The 18,608-nt window shown below is 59.6% G+C and carries 15 protein-coding genes and 2 tRNA genes; 11 read left to right on the forward strand and 6 right to left on the reverse strand.

The window, feature by feature from the left end; all coding sequences use genetic code 11:
* The first annotated feature begins 416 nt into the window (after window positions 1-416).
* Genes ABIK48_06850 through ABIK48_06865 form a run of 4 tightly spaced genes read left to right on the forward strand, consistent with a single transcriptional unit; the run spans window position 417 to window position 3,533 of the window.
* Window positions 417-848 (forward strand): hydrogenase iron-sulfur subunit, encoded by a 432-nt coding sequence (locus ABIK48_06850; protein ID MEO0021874.1) that lies wholly within the window; start codon window positions 417-419, stop codon window positions 846-848.
* Window positions 848-1,696 carry a 4Fe-4S dicluster domain-containing protein gene (locus tag ABIK48_06855; protein MEO0021875.1) on the forward strand — a complete coding sequence of 283 codons (849 nt, stop codon included), beginning with the start codon at window positions 848-850 and terminating at the stop codon, window positions 1,694-1,696. Before ABIK48_06850 ends, ABIK48_06855 begins: the two co-directional genes overlap by 1 nt.
* Window positions 1,693-2,697, forward strand: coding sequence for a 4Fe-4S dicluster domain-containing protein (locus tag ABIK48_06860; GenBank protein MEO0021876.1), 1,005 nt, complete (start codon window positions 1,693-1,695; stop codon window positions 2,695-2,697). The genes ABIK48_06855 and ABIK48_06860 overlap by 4 nt, the downstream gene beginning before the upstream one ends.
* On the forward strand, window positions 2,694-3,533 hold the full coding sequence (locus ABIK48_06865; GenBank protein ID MEO0021877.1) for an FAD/NAD(P)-binding protein: 840 nt from the start codon (window positions 2,694-2,696) through the stop codon (window positions 3,531-3,533). Before ABIK48_06860 ends, ABIK48_06865 begins: the two co-directional genes overlap by 4 nt.
* Before the next feature lie 3 nt (window positions 3,534-3,536).
* Here the strand turns inward: ABIK48_06865 and ABIK48_06870 are convergent, their stop codons facing one another.
* On the reverse strand, window positions 3,537-3,890 hold the full coding sequence (locus tag ABIK48_06870; GenBank protein ID MEO0021878.1) for a hypothetical protein: 354 nt from the start codon (window positions 3,888-3,890) through the stop codon (window positions 3,537-3,539).
* A 104-nt stretch (window positions 3,891-3,994) separates the two neighbouring features.
* Between ABIK48_06870 and ABIK48_06875 the strand changes: the two genes are divergently transcribed.
* The 4 genes from ABIK48_06875 to ABIK48_06890 are packed head-to-tail and all read left to right on the forward strand — an operon-like array spanning window position 3,995 to window position 9,962.
* Window positions 3,995-4,594, forward strand: coding sequence for a TetR/AcrR family transcriptional regulator (locus ABIK48_06875; protein MEO0021879.1), 600 nt, complete (start codon window positions 3,995-3,997; stop codon window positions 4,592-4,594).
* Window positions 4,591-5,979, forward strand: a complete 1,389-nt coding sequence (locus ABIK48_06880; protein ID MEO0021880.1) for a TolC family protein — start codon at window positions 4,591-4,593, stop codon at window positions 5,977-5,979. The genes ABIK48_06875 and ABIK48_06880 overlap by 4 nt, the downstream gene beginning before the upstream one ends.
* A 9-nt stretch (window positions 5,980-5,988) precedes the next feature.
* The gene (locus tag ABIK48_06885; GenBank protein MEO0021881.1) at window positions 5,989-6,873 is read left to right on the forward strand and encodes an efflux RND transporter periplasmic adaptor subunit; all 885 of its coding nucleotides are present in this window, start codon (window positions 5,989-5,991) and stop codon (window positions 6,871-6,873) included.
* A complete protein-coding gene (locus ABIK48_06890) occupies window positions 6,870-9,962 on the forward strand; it encodes an efflux RND transporter permease subunit (protein ID MEO0021882.1) in 3,093 nt (1,030 codons plus the stop codon). The genes ABIK48_06885 and ABIK48_06890 overlap by 4 nt, the downstream gene beginning before the upstream one ends.
* A 3-nt stretch (window positions 9,963-9,965) precedes the next feature.
* Here ABIK48_06890 and ABIK48_06895 read toward each other — a convergent pair whose 3' ends face one another.
* From ABIK48_06895 to ABIK48_06915, 5 genes are all read right to left on the reverse strand, one after another.
* Window positions 9,966-10,577: a hypothetical protein gene (locus ABIK48_06895; GenBank protein ID MEO0021883.1), complete on the reverse strand. Its 612-nt coding sequence runs from the start codon at window positions 10,575-10,577 to the stop codon at window positions 9,966-9,968.
* Complete coding sequence (locus ABIK48_06900; protein ID MEO0021884.1) at window positions 10,574-12,289, reverse strand: glutamine--tRNA ligase/YqeY domain fusion protein; 1,716 nt, start codon at window positions 12,287-12,289, stop codon at window positions 10,574-10,576. Before ABIK48_06900 ends, ABIK48_06895 begins: the two co-directional genes overlap by 4 nt.
* A gap of 32 nt (window positions 12,290-12,321) precedes the next feature.
* Window positions 12,322-13,872: a glutamate--tRNA ligase gene (gene gltX, locus ABIK48_06905; protein ID MEO0021885.1), complete on the reverse strand. Its 1,551-nt coding sequence runs from the start codon at window positions 13,870-13,872 to the stop codon at window positions 12,322-12,324.
* A gap of 44 nt (window positions 13,873-13,916) precedes the next feature.
* A tRNA-Ser gene (locus tag ABIK48_06910) sits at window positions 13,917-14,005 on the reverse strand.
* Window positions 14,006-14,049: 44 nt separating this feature from the next.
* Window positions 14,050-14,140 (reverse strand) — tRNA-Ser (locus ABIK48_06915).
* A gap of 316 nt (window positions 14,141-14,456) precedes the next feature.
* On the opposite strand from ABIK48_06915, the gene ABIK48_06920 reads away from it, so the two are divergent.
* From ABIK48_06920 to ABIK48_06930, 3 genes are read left to right on the forward strand one after another with little or no spacing between them, the layout of a single operon-like run.
* Window positions 14,457-15,857, forward strand: coding sequence for a PKD domain-containing protein (locus tag ABIK48_06920; protein ID MEO0021886.1), 1,401 nt, complete (start codon window positions 14,457-14,459; stop codon window positions 15,855-15,857).
* Between the two features lie 3 nt (window positions 15,858-15,860).
* Window positions 15,861-17,768 carry a transcription elongation factor GreA gene (gene greA / locus ABIK48_06925; protein ID MEO0021887.1) on the forward strand — a complete coding sequence of 636 codons (1,908 nt, stop codon included), beginning with the start codon at window positions 15,861-15,863 and terminating at the stop codon, window positions 17,766-17,768.
* Window positions 17,769-17,774: 6 nt separating this feature from the next.
* Complete coding sequence (locus ABIK48_06930) at window positions 17,775-18,398, forward strand: L-threonylcarbamoyladenylate synthase (protein ID MEO0021888.1); 624 nt, start codon at window positions 17,775-17,777, stop codon at window positions 18,396-18,398.
* Window positions 18,399-18,608: the final 210 nt, after the last annotated feature.

An 18,608-nucleotide genomic window follows, 5' to 3' on the forward strand; every position in this document is an offset into this window, starting at 1 on the left:
GCATTATGAAAAGAGATTCCTCGACTCCGTTTCACTCCGCTCGGAATGACCTTTCCTTCTGTCATTTCGAGCGACGCCAAGCGATAGCGAGGCGGAGTCGAGAAATCCCTCCGCCTTGCACTTTGCACTCTGCATTGGGAAAGAGGGATTCCTCGACTCGCCTTCGCCTCGCTCGGAATGACAAAAAACGAAAGGCACGGAATACAAAGGGGGTGAAGTCATTTCACCCGGCGCCGGAGGCGAACCGTTTCCTGTCATCCCGACCGGAGCGACACCACAGGCGCACCTTTCTTCGGTCATTTCGACCGGAGCCCGAAGGGCGGAGTGGAGAAATCCCTTTATTGCATTCTGCATTTTTACTGCATATGCGGTCAGACTGGACACCATTTGCCGGATGATTATAATTTTTATTCAAAATGCCGGACGCAGAAAATTTTGAACCGAAGATCGTCGCCTTTCTCTGCAACTGGTGCTCCTATGCCGGTGCGGACCTTGCCGGCATCTCCCGGCTCCACTATCCGCCCTCAATCCGGGTGATCCGGGTCCCCTGTTCGGGCAGGGTTGACCCCTTTTTTATTTTACAGGCGCTGCAGCAGGGTGCGGACGGCGTGCTTGTGTCCGGCTGTCATCCGGGCGACTGCCACTATCTCACCGGCAACTTCGTTGCCCGACGGCGGTTTGCGGTCCTGAACGACCTGCTTCAGTTCTGCGGAATTGAACCCGGCAGGGTAACATTCGCCTGGGTGTCCGCATCGGAGGGCGAACGGTTTGCAAAACTGGTGACCGAAGTAACCGAAAAGGTGAAGAAACTCGGACCGAACAGAAAGCTGAAAAAGGAGCTGCCATAATGGACCGGAGCGAAAAACTGCGTCAGCGGGCACGGGAACTGCTGGAAAAGAAAGAGGTGGTGATGGTCATCGGCTTCGGTCCACCGTCCGATTCCGGCATCAGCCCGGTGCTGTTTGCCACCACGCCTGAGGAGGCGGAAAACCTGACTGCCAGCACCAGCTGTGCCCAGAACCTTGCCAACTATCTGCTCAAGGTCCGGGACCGGGGCAGGGTTGCGGTTGTTGCCCGGGGCTGTGATGCCCGCTCGATTACCGTGCTCCTCCAGGAAAATCAGCTCAAGCGGGAAAACCTCCATATTCTGGGTATCGGCTGTGAAGGTGTTATCGAAAATGGCAGAAAATCGACCGCCTGTGCGGTCTGCCGTCACCCCAACCCGACCATCTATGACGAGCTGATCGGCGAACCGGTGCCCGCACCTGAACCGGACCCGGAAATCCTGAAAGCAGATCAGGAGTTTGAACAGCTCTCCCCGGATGAGCGCTGGGAAAGGCTGAGTGCCGAGCTGGACCGGTGCATCCGCTGTTATGCCTGCCGCCAGGTGTGCCCGAACTGCTACTGTCCGGTCTGCTTTGTTGACGCCTCCATGCCCCAGCTCCTGGGCCGGACCCACAACCTCTCCGACAATATGGTCTATCACATCATCCGCGCCCTGCACATGGCGGGCAGGTGTGTGGAGTGTGGCGCCTGCCACCGTGCCTGTCCGGTCGGCATTGACCTGATGCGCTTCAACCGCAGGGTGGCAAAAACGGTCCGGGAACGGTTCGGCTGTGACGCCGGTACTGATCTGAATCAGGCGCCCGCCCTTACCGGCTTCAAACCTGATGACCCGCAGGAGTTTATCCAGTGAAACCGCGCATCATCACCCGGAAACAGCTCAGTGAACTGCTGGACCGGCTGGCGCAGGAGGTCTGTCTTTATGCACCGGTCCGGGACCGAACCGGCACCAGCTGGGCAAAAATCAGCCGGGCAGATGAGGTCTGTCTGGAGGCGGTCAATACCGTGGAGCCGGCAAAGGGTTTTGTCTTTCCCCGGTGTGAGGTGCTTTTGCGCTTTGACCCGCAGGGCAATCCGGTTGAGCCCGAACCGCCACCCGAGCAGGTGGTGTTCGGCATCCGGCCCTGTGATGCCCGGGGCATCGCCTTTCTCGTGAAATTCTACACCCAGGAGGGCAGGACCGACCCGTATGTCAAGGCGCGCCGGCAAAAGACCACACTGATCGGTGTTGCCTGCAGCAGAACCGCACCCACCTGCTTCTGCCTTGGAGTCGGCGGCTCGCCTCAGGGCAGTGAGGGACTGGATCTCCTGCTCGTTGATCTCGGCGATGAACTGCTGGCAGAGCCGGTTACAGACAAAGGTGAAAAACTGGTTGCGGACCTGCCCGCAGCCGGAGAGAAACATCTGACCGCGGCAGCGGAACAGAAAAAAAAGGTGGAGGCGGAAATCAGCCTGCGGATTGATACCGGCAGACTGCGGGAGCTTCTGCCCGGTCTTTATGAGTCCGGAGTCTGGCAGGCGCTTGCCCTCACCTGTGTCAACTGCGGTGCCTGCACCTTCCTCTGCCCCACCTGTCACTGCTTTGATGTCACCGACGAGACAATCCGGGGCAGGACGGTCCGGTGCCGGGTCTGGGACTCCTGCCAGTTTACCCTCTATTCCCGGCATGCCTCAGGTCATAACCCGCGCCTTGATCCGGCATCAAGATACCGTAACCGGATCATGGACAAGTTCTACTACACGGTCGAGCAGGCGGGCATGGTCTCCTGTGTCGGCTGCGGCCGATGCATCATCAGCTGTCCGGCCGGGATTGACATCCGCCAGACGGTCAGAAAAGTTCAGGACGCAAAATGAACAACCCCTATCTGCCAATTCTGATGCGGATTGAAAAGGTGGTCATTGAGAATGACGCCCGGGACCTCAAGACCTTTGACCTGGCGTTTGTCAACGAGTCCGACCGGCAGAACTTCCAGTTTCTGCCCGGACAGTTTGCCTTCCTCTCCATTCCCGGTGCCGGTGAGGCGCCCTTCGGCATCGCCTCAGCACCGCACGAACCGCTCGTCAAGTTCACCGTCAAGCGGGTCGGGGTCTTCACCACCGCACTCCACGAGCTGGAGCCGGGCGCAACTGTGGGTATGCGCGGACCCTGGGGCAACTTCTATCCCTTTGAGCTGATGCAGGGAAAGGATGTAGTCATCATCTCGGGCGGATTCTCCTTCACCACCCTGCGCGCCACCATTGCCCATCTGCTTCTGCCCGAAAACCGGAAAAACTACGGCAAAATCACCGCCATCTATGGCGCCCGCTCACCCGGCGAACTGCTCTACAAGGAGGAGCTGAAAGAGTGGGAAAAACGGTCCGACCTGGAGCTGGTGCTCTGTGTTGACCGGCTGGATGGCGCCTCCTGGCCCCAGCGGGAAGGGCTGGTGCCCAATGTCCTGAAGGCGGTGGCGCCGAAGGGCGAAAATGCAATTGCGCTCGTCTGCGGTCCGCCGGTGATGCTCCGATACACCCATCCAGTGCTTGAGGAACTGGGCTTTGCCCCGGAAAATGTGTTCCTGTCGCTTGAGAACCGGATGAAGTGCGGGATCGGCAAGTGCGGACACTGCAATGTCGGTCCGAAATATGTCTGCAAGGACGGGCCGGTCTTCTCCTACGCCCAGCTCCTCAACCTCCCGCCCGAATACTGAAAACTACACCGCCTCAATTGTTGATGGCGGTTTGGCTGCGATGTTGTAGGTGACGCTGACCACCCCCGGCACCTCGGTGGTGATACGCTTGGCGATCCGGAGCAGTTTCTCCCAGGCAAGCCGGCTCGGCTCCGCAATCACCGCATCACTGCTTTCCCAGGAGCGGACCTCAATCTGATACCCGAACTGCCTTTTCCCCTCCCGGATACCGGTCACCATATCCTGATGCAGAACCGCCAGATACTGAAATACCCCCAAATCCGCCAGCCCCTCCCCGACCGTCTGCCGGATCGCCGCGATCTGGGTATTGATGAACTCTTCAACATTCAGCCTTTCCGCCGGTATTTCTGTAATCAAGTACTGCCTCCTTTTTCTCAATTTAACCGGGCTGAAAGCAGGGTCAAGAAAGATTTGACACCACCAGCCCGGATAGTATAATGACTGACCGGTCAGTCTAATAAATGAGAAAAAAGAACATATCCCGAAAGGAGCAGATTCTGCAGGCGGCGTTTGCGACCGTCTGCCGTCAGGGCTATTATGAGACCCGGATTGATGATGTTGCCCGGCGTGCCGGCGTTGCCAAGGGCACGGTCTATCTCTATTTCCGGGACAAGCCGGATCTGTATCTGGGCATCATCCGCTGGCTGCTCAGTCAGGCGCTCGGCATCCTGCAGGAGGTCGCCGGTCAGCCGCTTTCTGCCCGCATCCGGCTCAGCCGGGTGTTTCAGACCTGGACCGAAAGACTGCTCCCCTATCCCGGTGCCACCGAGCTGATCTTCCCGGAGATGAACCGGGAGCGGTGCAATCTGAACCGCCGTTTCCGGGAGCAGGTCCTGCCCGAAATCCGGCGGCTGCTGGACGGAGTTGCGGCAATCATCAGTCAGGGGATTGAGCAGGGTGAGTTCCGGCCGGTTGAACCCCGGCTGGCAGCGCTCCACTTTCTCAACGCCTTTCGTTCCGGCTTACTGCTGATGTCCCGGGAACTGCGGATCAGCTCCGCACCCGCGCAGTCACTGGACCTGTTTTTTCATGGCATCAGTCTGAAGAAGGGAGGAAAATGAGCCGATTAAATTTAAAATCTCTGATGCTGTTGTTACCGCTGATCTGTCTGCCGCTTTGGGCTGAGGATACGCTGGTGCTGGACCCGGACCGGGCGGTGGAGCTGGCACTCAAAAATAACCTCCAACTCCGGCAGTCGCAGGAGAAGATTCTGGAGGCGGCAGCGGGCAAGGCGGTTGCCTTCGGCAGTTTCCTGCCCCAGATCTCCACCTCCGGCTCCTACACCCGGCTCGGCACCCTGAATGAGTTTCAGCTCGTCAGCCCGGTCTACCGGCGTCTGCCTCTGCGGGTCTATGACCCGACCGGTCAGCTCATCGGCTTTACCGACTCCATCCCCCTGCCGGTCGGTGCCGACACCGTCTCGATCCCGCTCGGCTCTCAGAACAACTACCTCTTCCGGGCTTCGGTTCAGCAGACGCTCTTCACCTGGGGCAAGCTGGTCAACGCCTACCGGATCGCCGGGCTGACCCTGGAAATCCAGAAGGCGGCATACGAGCAGGCAAAACAGCAGCTCAAGACTCAGGCGCTGGAGGCGTTCTATCAGGCGCTTCTGGCACAGAAATCGGTTGAGCTCCTGCGGGAATCGCAGCAGCAGCTGGAACGGCATGTGGCACAGGTGGAACGGCTCTATAACGAAGGTCTTGCCAGCCGGCTTGAGCTGATGCGTGCCCGGGTCGGGCTGACCAACCTTGCCAATCAGGTATCGCAGGCGGAAAACGGCGCCGGGCTGGCGTTGCTCGGGCTCTGCAATCTGCTCGCCATCGACCCGGACACACCGCTCCGGCTTGAGGCGGAGCTGGATGCGGAATCGCTGCCCGTGGACCTCAGCACCGCAGTTGACTCCGCACTCCGGCACCGGCCCGAGCTGGTCCAGCTGCGTCAGGCGCTGCGGATTGCTGATCTCGGAGTGCGCATCGCCCGCACCGCCAACCTGCCGACGCTCTTTGCGTCTGCCAATTACGACTACAAGAAACCGGTCGGGTTCAGTGACCGGTGGGGAAAGGACTGGAATGCCACGGTCGGTGTCAGCCTGCCGCTGTTTACCGGTCTTGCCAATTATCACAAGCTCCGGCAGGCGCAGTCCCGCTACCGCCAGGCGGTCTTGAGTGTCGGCATGGTGGAGCAGGCGGTCCGGCTCGAGGTGGAGGCAACCGCCAAAAGCCTGGCTCAGGAGTGGCGCAATATCCGTTATCAGGAGGAGAATGTGAACCTCGCCGAGGAGGCATTCCGGCTTGCGGAGCAGCGTTACGAAAACGGACTGCTGAGCAATCTTGAGTACCTGGACATCCAGCTCCAGCTCACCCAGAGCCGGCTTGCCCGACTCAGTGCCCTCGCCAACTATCAGATCGCCCGTGCCCGTTTTCTGCGGGCGACCGGAAAATTTTAAGGAGGAAAAATGAGGCGTAATTATCTTGAATTGATCACTCTCACCGTTATTCTGTTAATCCTGATAACCGGTGGCTGCACCAGTAACCGCAAAAAAAGGGCGGAATTACCGGTCGGTGTCAGCGTGATTACTGTTGAACCCCGGACCGTCACCCGTTCCATTCAGCTCCTCGGCATCCTGCAGGGTGAACAGCAGGTGATCGTCACCTCCAAAATCACCGGCCGGGTCACCGAAATTGTCAAGCTTGAAGGCAGTCCGGTTGCCCAGGATGAGCCGATCGGTTATGTCCTGAATGACATTCCGGGCATGGACTACAAGCCCGGACCGGTCCGCTCGCCGATCCGCGGTGTTGTCGGCAAGCTCTATGTTGAACCCGGGCAGATGGTGACACCGGCAATGCCCTTTGCCGCCGTTGCCCGCTACGGCGAGCGTCTGAAGATGAAGGCGTTTGTCAGTGATGCGGATCTGCCCTATGTCCGGCGGGGTGCCCGTGCCCGGGTCAGCTTCTCCGCAATTCCGGACACCAGTTTTGAAGGCACGGTCACTCAGGTGACACCAATGCTTGACCCGCAGAGCCGTTCGGCAACCGTGGAAATCACCATCCCCAATCCCCGCGGCAGACTGATTCCCGGTATGGCGGGAATGGCGCGGCTGGTAGTTGAGGAGAAAACCGGTGTGACCGCGGTGCCGGCATCGGCGCTGTTTACCACTGATGAAACCCGGGTGGTAGTAATTGAAAACGGTGTTGCCCGGTTCCGCACCGTCCAGCTCGGCCTGCGCGGTGATGAGTGGATTGAGATTTTGAGCGGACTGAATGTGGGCGAAAAGGTGGCAACCGTCGGCAAGGAGCGGGTGGCTGACGGGCAGCGGGTAACGGTGGTGGAGGCAAAATGAGGCTTACTGACACTTCAATCCGCCGGCCGGTAACCACGATCCTGGTCTCGCTCGTTCTGATCATCTTCGGTCTGGTCGGCGTCTCCCGGATGCCGGTTGATGTCTTCCCGCAGGTGACCCTGCCCTCGGTGATCATCGTCACCACCTATCCGGGCGCCGGTCCGCTCGAGGTGGAATCCGAGGTCACCCGGCTGATTGAACAGCGGGTGGGCACAATCTCCAACCTCAAGGACATCACCTCCCGCTCGCTGGAAAACATCTCGATCATTCAGCTCCAGTTTTCCTGGGGTACCAATCTGGATGCAGTTGCCGCTGATGTCCGCGACCGGCTGGACATGGCGGTGGCACAGCTGCCGGATGGTGCCTCCCGGCCCTTTGTGCTCAAGCTTGACGCATCAATGATGCCGGTGCTGCAGATCGGCCTTTACGGCAACATCGACCCGCTGGCGCTCCGGGATGCAGCGGATGATCTGGCAGATGCCCTCCAGCGGGTGCCGGGAGTTGCCTCTGCAATGGTGGGCGGGGGCACCAAGCGCCAGCTCCAGATCCGGATTGACCTCCAGAAACTGACCGCTGCCGGCATCTCGGTTGACCTGCTTGCCCAGACGCTCAAGGCACAGAACCTCAACTTTCCTTCGGGCACGGTAAGTGCTGACGGCCGGGAATATCTCATCCGCCTGATTGGTGAATACCAGGACCCGGCTGATGTCGGCAACACGCTGGTCGGAATGAAGGGGAATACCCCGATCCTGCTCAAGGACATCGCTCAGGTTGAATGGGGTGCTGAGGAGAAGACCACCATTGCCCGGTATAATGGCGGGAGCACCGTATTTGTCGTGCTCCAGCGCCGGCCTGATGCCAATACCGTGCGGGTGGCAACCGCAGCCCGGAAGGAACTGAACCGGCTCCGCTCCACTCTGCCCGCGGGCGTGGATGCGGCGGTTCTCTTCGATTCCTCCCGGGAGATTACCCGCTCGATCTCCAATGTGGTCAACAACCTGCTCCTGGGCGGCATCCTGGCGGTCATGGTCCTGTTTCTCTTCCTCCGCCGGTTTCGCGCCACCGCCTTTGTCGCCTTCTCCATTCCGCTCTCGGTCTTCTTTGCTCTGTTCTTCATGTTTCTGCTCGGATTCTCGGTCAACATCCTATCGATGGCGGGACTGGCGATTGCGGTCGGTATGGTCGTGGACAACGGTATCGTTGTCTTCGAAGCGATCTACCGGCACCGGGAACGGGGCGAAGCAGCAATTCAGGCAGCCGGCATCGGCACGAGTGAAGTGGGCATGGCGATCACCGCCTCCACCCTGACAACGGTTGTGGTATTCCTTCCACTCCTGCTGGTCCGCGGAATTATGCAGGTATTCTTCCGGGAGCTGGTCTGGGCGGTAGTCGGTGCACTTGGTGCCTCACTCATCATTGCCCTCACTCTGATTCCAACGCTTACCAGCCGCTATCTGCCCAGGGTTGGCACCAGCAGCCTGCGGGGCATCCGCGGCTGGAGCGAACGGTTCTATGCCCGGCTTGAGGAAAACTATGCCCGGCTCATCGGCTGGGCGCTCGGGCACCGCCGGCTGGTGGTGTTTGGCTCGCTCCTCATTCTGCTCATTTCCCTTGCCCTCCTGCCGTTCATCGGCCGGGAGTTCTTCCCTTCTCAGGAAAGCCAGCTCCGCTCCTATATCGTGGAGATGCCGGTGGGTTCCAGCCTTCAATCAACCGATCAGGCGGTCCGGCAGCTGGAAAATTACATCCTCCAGGAATGGTCTGCAGACCTGGAAGGGGTGGCGGTCCAGCTCGGTTCCGGAACCGGATTTCAGGCGATCTTCGGCGGCGCCACCGGCTCCCACACCGGACAGCTCAACCTGATATTAAAACCCCGGCGCCAGCGGCGTCACTCGGTTGATCAGATTGACCAGGCGATCCGTGCCCGCGCTGCTCAGATCCCGGGTCTGCAGGTCCGGGTGACTGAACGCTCCTTCACCGCAATGGCGGGCGTCACGAGCGGCATTGAGATTGATATCACCGGCTACGATCTCGCAACCGCCGACACCCTGACCCGTCAGGTGCTCGCCGCCATTGAATCAATACCCGGTATCGCCGACCTCAAATCCAGCCGGGAACCGGGTAAACCGGAACTTCAGCTGATCATCGACCGGCAGAAGGCAGCACTTTACGGACTCACCCCGTATCAGGTGGGTTCTGCCCTGCGCACCCAGATTCAGGGCAATGCGGTCAGCACCTTCCGCCTTGCCGGCAGAGAGTATGACATCCTCCTCCGCCTGCCCGAGGAACAGCGCAACGAACTGCTGGACATTCTGGGAATAACCATCAACAGTCCGGCAGGTCCGGTGCCCCTGAAAAATCTGGTCTCAGTCCGGACCGGCACCGGTCCGATTGAAATTGAGCGCAAGAACAATCAGCGGGTGGTCAAGATCACCGCCCGCAATGTCGGGGTTTCATCCGGCCAGCTTGCCAGCCGGATCGCCCGCGCCCTGAAGCCGATTCCCGTACCACCCGGGTTTGACATCCGCCTCTCCGGCTCTTATGAGGAGATGACCTCAACCTTCCGCGACTTCGGCCTTGTACTCGTCATTGCCATCATCCTGGTCTTTGTGGTCATGGCATCACAGTTTGAATCGCTGCGCGATCCGTTCATCATCATGTTCACCCTGCCCTTTGCCCTGATCGGTGTGCTCTGGGCGCTGTTTCTGACCCGCACCCCGATTTCGGTGATTTCGCTCCTTGGCGTTCTCATTCTGGTCGGCATCGTGGTTAATAACGGCATCGTCTACATCGATTACACCAATCAGCTCCGGCGCCGGCACGGACTGCCGCTTCTTGATGCGGTCAAAGAAGCAGGCAGGGTCCGGCTCCGGCCGATCCTGATGACATCACTTACAACCATCTTCGGCATGCTGCCACTCGCATTTCAGATTGGTGAAGGCTCGGAGCTGTGGTCGCCGCTTGGCAGAGCGATTGTCGGCGGAATGCTGGTGTCCACCTTTCTCCCGCTCGTATTCATCCCGGTGCTCTATACGATCTTCGAACTGCGCTCGGAACGGCGCCGGCAGCAGAAGGGAGAATCGCAGTAAACCTCAGGTGAGACCGGCTTCCCGGAGTGCCCGGGTCGCCAGCTGGTGTGCCGAGACAGCATCTGACGGACTGATACCCTCATCAAGGTAGGAGTTGAAATAGCGCAGTACCCGGTCCAGATTTTCCACCCCTTCACTGTCCAGCACATTCACCACCGCCTGCCAGAGTGCGACCACCGAATAGACCAGCGCCTCATCGGTCAGCGGGACCGGCTCATCAAAAACCAGTGTCGGTTCAGCCAGCTCCGGCTGGCGGATCAATGCCGCCCCAAGTTCCGGTGCATCGGTAATCCGGTCAACCGGCACCAGCCCGACCGCGCCCTCAGCATCAGCGTAGCGGATCAGATTACAACTGTGCCAGATTCCCTCATTGACAATCAGGTTGATCATCCGCTCCAGCCCGCTCGCCCGCTCATAACCCTGCGCCTCATTCTTGGGAAACCGCGCCAACACCTGACTGCCATAATGCACTGCCAGCGGAACATAGTAATCAGGCTTGCCCTTCAGTCCGACGCCCAGCTGCCATTTGCGGTCCGCACCCTGCTCTGCCCGGATTACTGCTCCGGCAAGCAGAGTCAGCGTCTTGCTCTTTGACAGGGAATCAAAGAAACTCATTCTCTGCCTCCTGATGCCTGCTTCAGTTTCTGTTCAATCTTCGCCCAGGTATCCTTGAGCGTTACTGTCCGGTTGAACACCAGCCGGTCCGGCTGACAGTCCCGGAGATCGGCACAGAAATAGCCCAGCCGTTCAAACTGAAACCGCTCTCCGGGCTTGACATCCCTGAGCGCAGGCTCAAGCTTGCAGCCGGTCAGCACCTCAAGCGACCTGGGGTTCAGGTTTGCCTTCCAGTCCTGCCCGGGTTCAACATCATCGGGATCCGGCTTGACAAACAGCCGGTCATAGAGCCGGATCTCAGCATCAACCGCATGCCGGGCAGAAACCCAGTGAATTGTCGCCTTGACCCGCCTGCCATCCGGCGCATCACCGCCCCGGGTTGCGGGATCATAGACACAGCGCAGCTCCCGGACCCTGCCCTGCTCATCCCGGATCACATCCACACATTTGATGAAGTAGGCATAGCGCAGCCGGACCTCCCGGCCTGGTGCCAGCCGGTAATACTTGGGCGGCGGCTCCTCCCGGAAGTCATCCTGCTCAATGTAGAGCTCCCGGCAGAAAGGCACCTTTCTCGTCCCGGCTGAGTGGTCCTCAGGATTATTGATCGCCTCCAGCTCCTCCACCTGCCCTTCCGGATAGTTCTCAATCACCACCCTGAGCGGTCTGAGCACCGCCATCCGGCGCTCGGCACGCCGGTTCAGATCCTCGCGCACGCAGTGCTCCAGCAGGTCAATTGAAACCACCGTATCCGCCTTTGCCACCCCGATCTGCTCGCAGAAGTTCCGGATTGACTCCGGTGTATAACCGCGGCGCCTGAGTCCGGCGATCGTCGGCATCCGCGGGTCATCCCAGCCCGAGACATAGCCGGACTGCACCAGCTCAAGCAGCCGGCGCTTGCTCAGAACGGTATAGGTCAGATTCAGCCGGGCAAACTCAACCTGGCGCGGATGGTGCACCCCGAGCTGCTCCAGAAACCAGTCATACAAAGGCCGGTGGTCCTCGAACTCCAGGGTGCAGATTGAATGGGTAATCCCCTCAATTGAGTCCGACTGACCGTGCGCCCAGTCATAGGTGGGATAGATGCACCACTTGTCTCCAGTCCGGTGATGGGGCACCTTCATGATCCGGTACATCACCGGATCCCGCAGGTTCAGATTCGGTGATGCCATGTCAATCTTTGCCCGCAGCGTTTTTGACCCGTCCGGAAACTCACCCCGGCGCATCCGCTCAAACAGCTCCAGATTCTCCTCAACACTCCGGTTCCGGTAGGGACTCTCCTTTCCGGGCTCAGTCAGTGTTCCCCGGTACTGCCGGACCTCCTCAGCCGAGAGGTCACAGACATACGCCTTGCCCTTTTTAATCAGCTCCTTTGCCCAATCATACAGCTGGTCAAAGTAGTCCGAGGCGTAATAAAGATGCTCACCCCAGTCAAACCCGAGCCAGCGCACATCCTCCATGATTGAGCGCACATACTCCGCCTCCTCCTTCTCCGGATTGGTGTCATCAAACCGCAGATGGCACCGTCCGCCATACTCCCGGGCGATCCCGAAATTGAGACAGATCGACTTGGCATGACCGATGTGCAGATAGCCGTTGGGCTCGGGTGGAAACCGGGTCACCACCGGCGGCTTGAATCTGCCCGATGCCAGATCCTCATTAATGATCCTCCGGATGAAGTCCGGACCGGAACGCTTCTCATCAATTGTGCTCATTTAGTGAATGATAACCGGCTTTAACGCCTCTGTCAAAAATGAACACCACCGAGCACCCGGTCAATCCGGGCAAGCACTCGCTCCCGGCCGCAGATTGAAAGCACATCCCCGATCGCAAACCCGTAATCCCGGCCGGTCACCGCCACCCGCAGCGCCTGACTCACCGCCATTCCCTTGACATTCTCCCTGCGGGCAAAATCCTCCAGCACCCGCATCAGCCTCTCCGGTTCAAACGGCTCGGCGCCGGCAAGCACCTCCCGGACCCGGACAAGCAGCCTGCGCCCTTCATCACCCAGCCACTTCCGGACCGCCCGCTCCTCATAGACCATCGCCCCATCCGGCAGGAAGAAATAGTCATAATCCAGAATATCACCCGCCACCTTGATCCGGTCACCGGCAGCCTCCACGATCCGCGCCACCTTCTCCCTGACCTCCGGCATCACCGGCTCACTTATCAGCCCGGCGCGGATCAGATAGGGCAGCACCAGTCCGGTCCGCTCCTGCACCGGCAGCGCCATCAGATAATGCACCTGAAACGCCATCAGCCGGTTCGGGTCAAAGCTTGCCGGCGAGCGCACCACCCGCTCCAGCGAAAACAGCCGGACCAGCTCAGCAACAGTAAAAAACTCGGTTCGGTCATCATAGGACCAGCCCAGGAGCGCCAGATAGTTCACCAGCGCCTCAGCCAGAAACCCGGTCTGCTGATAGAAGTCAATCACGACCGGATTGAAAAGCTCCGGACTGGTATCAAGCCCGAGCCGGCGGGCGATCTTCTCCCCGCGTGCCAAAAGCTCGGCAAAGTCCGGCTTCTTCAGATACTCCTTCAGCTTCCGCTTGCTCAGTTTATTCCTGCTTCCCGGCTCGGCAACATAGGGCAGATGGGCAAACTTCGGCAGCGGATAACCCAGACTCTGCAGGATAAAAATCTGGCGCGGGGTATTGGAAAGATGCTCCTCAGCCCGGATGATATGGGTGATACCCATCAAGGCATCATCGACTGCACTTGTCAGATGATAGAGAAAACTGCCATCCTGGCGCACAATCACATGATCCTGCTCCAGCCCCAGGTCAAACTCCACCCGTCCTCGGATCAGATCATCCACCACCAGCGTGCCCGCATCCGGCATCTTCAACCGCACCACCGGTCTCCTGCCCTCAGCCTCAAACCGGGCGCAGTCAGCCGCGGTCTCCGCCATCCAGCGCCGGCTGTAACGGAAGGTCCTGCCCTCAGCCCGTGCCTGCTCCCGCTCGGCTGCGATCTCCTCCGGTGTGGCGTAATCCTTATATGCGGCACCGCCGGCGATCAGCCGGTCCACCGCCTGCTGATACAGCTCACGCCGCTCCGACTGAAAATAGGGTGCGTGCGGCCCGCCTTTGTCCGGACCCTCATCCCAGTCCAGCCCGAGCCAGCGCAGACCTCTGAGGATCGGCGCAAGCATCTCCGGCTGATTCCGGTTCTCATCGGTATCATCAATCCGGAGAATGAAAACCCCGTTATGCCCTCGGGCAAAAAGCCAGTTGTAAAGTGCGGTCCGTGCCAGACCCAAATGCAGTGCACCGGTCGGTGACGGTGCGATTCTCACCCGGACCTGCTCATTATCCATAGACTGAATTTGTGAACTGAAAACGGAGAGGAAGGGATTCGAACCCTTGATACCCGGTTAGGGGTATAACCGCTTAGCAAGCGGTTGCCTTCAGCCGCTCGGCCACCTCTCCCGATTTTTCCGAACCGGCACTGACTCCGGTTCAGGGCAAAATTATGGCGGAGGGCGCAGGATTCGAACCCGCAAGGCCCGTCGCCGGGCCGGCAGATTTCAAGTCTGCTGCCTTACCAGGTTAGGCTAGCCCTCCGACCGGGCAGACAACTGCCAAACCTGCTCCTCAATAATCTATTGATATTCCGGCTGAAGTCAACCTTTAACCGAGGACCGGACCGCCCGCGTCCGTCACCGGACCGACCCTACCGGGAACTGCCCCCGGACCTGACAGAAAAAACCGACACCCCCAACCCTAAATCATTCAAAAAATGAAACTTTCACCCGCAAACCCCATTCTCCCACCGCAGGAATGTGAAATCCGGCCCCGATTCAGGACTCTAACTTGATGGGGAAATACGCCATCAGATTGTTGACTGATTTTAATATCCGGATAGTCTATTTGACAGGTAATGAGACATCTGGGTGGTGTAATTCTGGTTATCCTGGTTGCCGGCTGTTACCGCGAGGGCCCGCCGCGGGTGCCAGCTGCCGGCGGTCCGAGCTCCGGTCAGCCGCAGGAAACCCTGCGCTTCTTTGCGGTCTCGACCGACCCGAACCGGGATAACATCTCCTACCAGTTTGACTGGGGCGATGGCACCGCGCCGGAGTGGAGCGCTGAGATCAGAAGCGGTGATACGATGTTCATGTTTCATGTTTATCAGGAGAGCGGGTTTTATCTAGTGCAGGTCAGGGCAAGGGATGAGAAGGGCAACGAATCTGAACCGGGTATCGGGTTGCCGGTAGCGGTCAATTTCTTCGGACCGCTCGTCCCTTCCCGTCCTGCCGGACCGGAAGTCGCCTGGCCCGACACTCCGCTGGTCTTTACCACCATCGTCCAGCACCGGCACGGTGACAGCGTAGCGGTGCAGTTTGATTTCGGCGACAGCCTGAGCTCCTGGAGCCGATTTGTGCCTTCCGGCACCACCGTTGAGGTTACCCACTCCTTTTCTTCCCGGGGTTCGTTTGCGGTCCGGGCACGGGCAAGGGATAAAAATGGTGTTGTCAGCCCATGGTCTGAGCCGGCGACTGTCCTGATTGACTTTCCACCGCTGCGGCCACCGCTCAATCTCAGACTCGCACCCCATCTCGGAGTATATCTCCGGCTGCGCTGGAACAGAAACGGCAATCACGATTCGGTCCGCTACTGTATCTGGTTCCGCCAGGCAGACTCATTCCGGTTCCGGCTCGTAGACTCCACCCTGAATAGCAGTTTTCTCCACGACCCGTTCTACACCACCGGTGATTACATCATCTCTGCCCGGTTCCGGGATCAGGAGGTTTTCGCACCTGATACTGTCTCCACCGTTGCAGTCTTCACCGATACCCTGTTTTTAAGCGAGCTGAACTGCGCCGGTCCTGCCGGCTATGGCTGGGACAGTATCAGCCTCATCGGCAGGACAGTCTCAATGCGGGAAACGGCCTCTGCCCGCAGCTGCGGTTTCTATCTCACCGACTTTACACCGGAGACACTGAGCCTGAACTACTTTCTTGCCAGCGCCCATCTCGGACCGGATGACCCGGGTGGTGTGGTTCCACCCGCAGCCTGGCGGCGCACCTGGCTTGCCAATGTCACCGGCAGTAGCAGTACACCTCTGCCCCCTTTTGACAGCCTGCTTTACCGGGACCGGGTGCTGCTCAATGCGGGCACAACCGAAATTGCGGTCTGGCTGCCTTCAGACAATTACGCCCTGGTCCGAATTCTGCCCACCCGCACCTGCCGGTTTGGTGTCCTCTCCTGGTATCAGCGGGTGCCGGGGCTGAGGCTGATTTATCCGGTCAAGCAATCGGACACGCTCATTTTCAGGAGGTAAAAATTGAACGAGGAGCTGATCAAACTTTTCCGCACCCAGCTGGGCAGAAAGCAGTATGCCGAGCTGGAGGGCACCTGGCTCGAGCTGATTTCCACCGATACCACACTGCCCGAACTGCTGGCGCTGATTGACCTTGCGGTCCGCTGGGCACCAGCCGAACTGCCGGTAACACTGCTCTGGGTCCTCGCCGAGTTTCTTGCCGAGCAGAGGCGGTTCAGTGATGAGCTGGCGGTCCTGCGCCGGCTCGTTTCCCTGACCCCGGATGATGAAAAACTCACCCGTGCTCTGGTCCGCTGTCTCCATGACCTCTATCCCGAGCTCGGCCTGCTCGACCGGCTGATTCAGAAGTCCGGGCTGGGTTATGGCACACCGCTGGCTGAGGCGCTGGAACGGCTTGACCGCTACCTGAACCTTCTGCCCGGGAAACTGGTCTATGATCCGGAACAGAGCCTGGGCACAGTCAGAAATCTGGATTTGCTGTTTGACCGGGTGCAGGTTGCCTTTGATAATGGCGCCACGCTGACTTTGGAGATCACCGCTGCTGTCAACCGGTTCCGGTTCCCCGGTCCGGATAGCTTCTTTTATCTGCTGAAAAACAACCCGGACCGGCTGTGCTCAATCGCACAGTCCGAACCGGCAGAACTGATTGCTCTTTACCTGCGCGACACCGGTAGACCGGCAACCGCTGAGGAGCTGGCAGCCGCACTGGAGCCGGTGATCGGAGCTGATGGATTCCCCGAATTCTGGGAGCGGGCAAGGAAGGGGCTGACACGTCATCCCCATATTGCGGTCACACCCCGCAGCCCGCGCCGCTATCAGTGGCAGGCTGAACCCCGGACAAAACCCGAGCTCAAACCGGACCAGCAGCCGGAAGCACCGGAACGCAGAACCGGTATTACACCGGAACAGATCAGGGAACTGAACCGGGAGCAGGTCCTGAAATCCTTTCAGGAACTGCGCACCGCACCGGAGAGAAGGAAGTTTCTGGAGCTGATCCAGCAGGAGCGGCCTGAGGATTGGCAGGAGCTCTATTCCACCGTCTTCCTCAGTGGTACCGACAGCCGGACCTGCCAGCTGATTCAGGAGCGCCTGCCTGAAGAGAAGTGGCAGGAGCTGGTGAAGACCGCATTGACCGACTACCGCCGGTTTCCTGACGCCCTGCTGGTGCTTGCCCAGCTGACCGTCTCCATCCCTGCCCGTCAGCTGCTGAGCCGGCTCCTGGACATCATGGAACTGGATCCGGAACGCAGCCGGCGCAATCAGGCAAGAAAAATTCTGACCGCTGAAGATTACCGGCTGGTCCGGTCTGCCCTGACCGAAATGGGGGAAGAGGATGCCCGGCGCCTGCGCGACCGGATTAAAGCCAGCCGGACCCTTGAACCCTTCCAGCAGGATGAACTCCTGACCCTGATTGCGGAGCAGTTTCCCGCCCTGACCCGGAAGCCCGCTGCCGATGCGGTCTGGACAACCGCTGCCGGGCTCGAGCGGGCGAAAAGACAGCTTCAGGAGCTGACGCAGGTGGAGCTGCCGAAATCGGCTGAGGAGATCGCCCGGGCGCGGGCGTTCGGCGACCTCTCGGAAAACTACGAATACAAGGCGGCAAAGGAGAAGCAGGCGCGGCTGATGCAGAAGATCAGCCAGCTCCAGCAGGAGCTGAGCCGTGCCCGGGTGATTGAGCCGGACCGGATTGACACCGGCACCGTTTCGGTCGGCTGCCGGGTGGAGCTGACCGGTGATGACGGCACGGTCCATCACTATTCCATCCTCGGACCCTGGGATGCGGACCACGAACAGGGAATAATCTCATTTCAGTCACCGCTTGCCCGCAAACTTCTGGGCCGAAAGCCGGGTGAACTGATTCAGCTCGACAACCGGACGCTCAAAATCACCGCAATCACCCGGGCGATCTGAAGCCAAATGGCGCTCATCCTCAAGCCGGATGCCGCGGCGATCCTCCGGGCGGTTGAGGTGCTGAAGGACGGCGGGGTGATCATCTTCCCCACCGAAACGGTCTACGGCATCGGCGCTGACATCCGTCAGCCAAGGGCGATTGAACGCATCTTCAGGATCAAACAGCGTCCGCCTGACCTGCGCCTGCTTGTCCACTGTGCGGACCGGTTTCAGGCAGCGCTGGTGGTGCGGGAAATCCCGGCACCGGCAGCGCGCCTGATTGACACCTTTCTGCCCGGACCGCTGGCACTGATTCTCTACCGCTCAGGTGCGGTGCCTGACATCGTCACTGCGGGCGGAGAAACGGTCGGCATCAGAATTGTCAACAACCCGGTATTCAGCACCATCGCCCGCACCCTCGGCGCACCGCTTGCCGGCACCAGCGCCAACCGCAGCGGTGCACAGCCCACAAATGACTTCCGTGCCATTGACCCAAAGATAATTGATCACTGCGACCTCGCACTTGACGCCGGTGTTGCCGGCAGCGGCAGGCCCTCAACCATTGTTGACCTGACCCGCAATCCGCCGGTAATTGTCCGTGCCGGTGAGATTGATCCGGCTAAGCTCCAGGCGCTGCTCAACCTGAAATAGCCCGCCATTTGCATTTTGCACTGATTTACCGATTCCTCGACTCGGCTGACGCCTCGCCCGGAATGACCTCCCCTTTGGTCATTTCGAGCGGAGCCGAGAAATCCCGTTCCGTCTGAGAAAGAGCGATTTCTCAGTTCCGCTTCGCTCGGAATGGCAGAAAAAGGGAAAGGTCATTTCGACCGGAGCCGAGCAGAGCGAGGCGGAGTGGAG

The organism is candidate division WOR-3 bacterium, from assembly GCA_039801085.1.
Lineage (GTDB): Bacteria > Hydrothermota > Tepidihabitantia > Tepidihabitantales > Tepidihabitantaceae > JAOABP01.

Excerpts from the sequence above, each read along its gene's own strand:
- ABIK48_06930 (MEO0021888.1), top strand. The coding sequence starts at position 17,775 with ATGGCGCTCATCCTCAAGCCGGATGCCGCGGCGATCCTCCGGGCGGTT.
- ABIK48_06900 (MEO0021884.1), bottom strand. The coding sequence starts at position 12,289 with ATGAGCACAATTGATGAGAAGCGTTCCGGTCCGGACTTCATCCGGAGG.
- ABIK48_06880 (MEO0021880.1), top strand. The coding sequence starts at position 4,591 with ATGAGCCGATTAAATTTAAAATCTCTGATGCTGTTGTTACCGCTGATC.
- ABIK48_06875 (MEO0021879.1), top strand. The coding sequence starts at position 3,995 with ATGAGAAAAAAGAACATATCCCGAAAGGAGCAGATTCTGCAGGCGGCG.
- ABIK48_06850 (MEO0021874.1), top strand. The coding sequence starts at position 417 with ATGCCGGACGCAGAAAATTTTGAACCGAAGATCGTCGCCTTTCTCTGC.
- ABIK48_06865 (MEO0021877.1), top strand. The coding sequence starts at position 2,694 with ATGAACAACCCCTATCTGCCAATTCTGATGCGGATTGAAAAGGTGGTC.
- ABIK48_06890 (MEO0021882.1), top strand. The coding sequence starts at position 6,870 with ATGAGGCTTACTGACACTTCAATCCGCCGGCCGGTAACCACGATCCTG.
- ABIK48_06885 (MEO0021881.1), top strand. The coding sequence starts at position 5,989 with ATGAGGCGTAATTATCTTGAATTGATCACTCTCACCGTTATTCTGTTA.
- ABIK48_06895 (MEO0021883.1), bottom strand. The coding sequence starts at position 10,577 with ATGAGTTTCTTTGATTCCCTGTCAAAGAGCAAGACGCTGACTCTGCTT.
- ABIK48_06855 (MEO0021875.1), top strand. The coding sequence starts at position 848 with ATGGACCGGAGCGAAAAACTGCGTCAGCGGGCACGGGAACTGCTGGAA.
- ABIK48_06920 (MEO0021886.1), top strand. The coding sequence starts at position 14,457 with ATGAGACATCTGGGTGGTGTAATTCTGGTTATCCTGGTTGCCGGCTGT.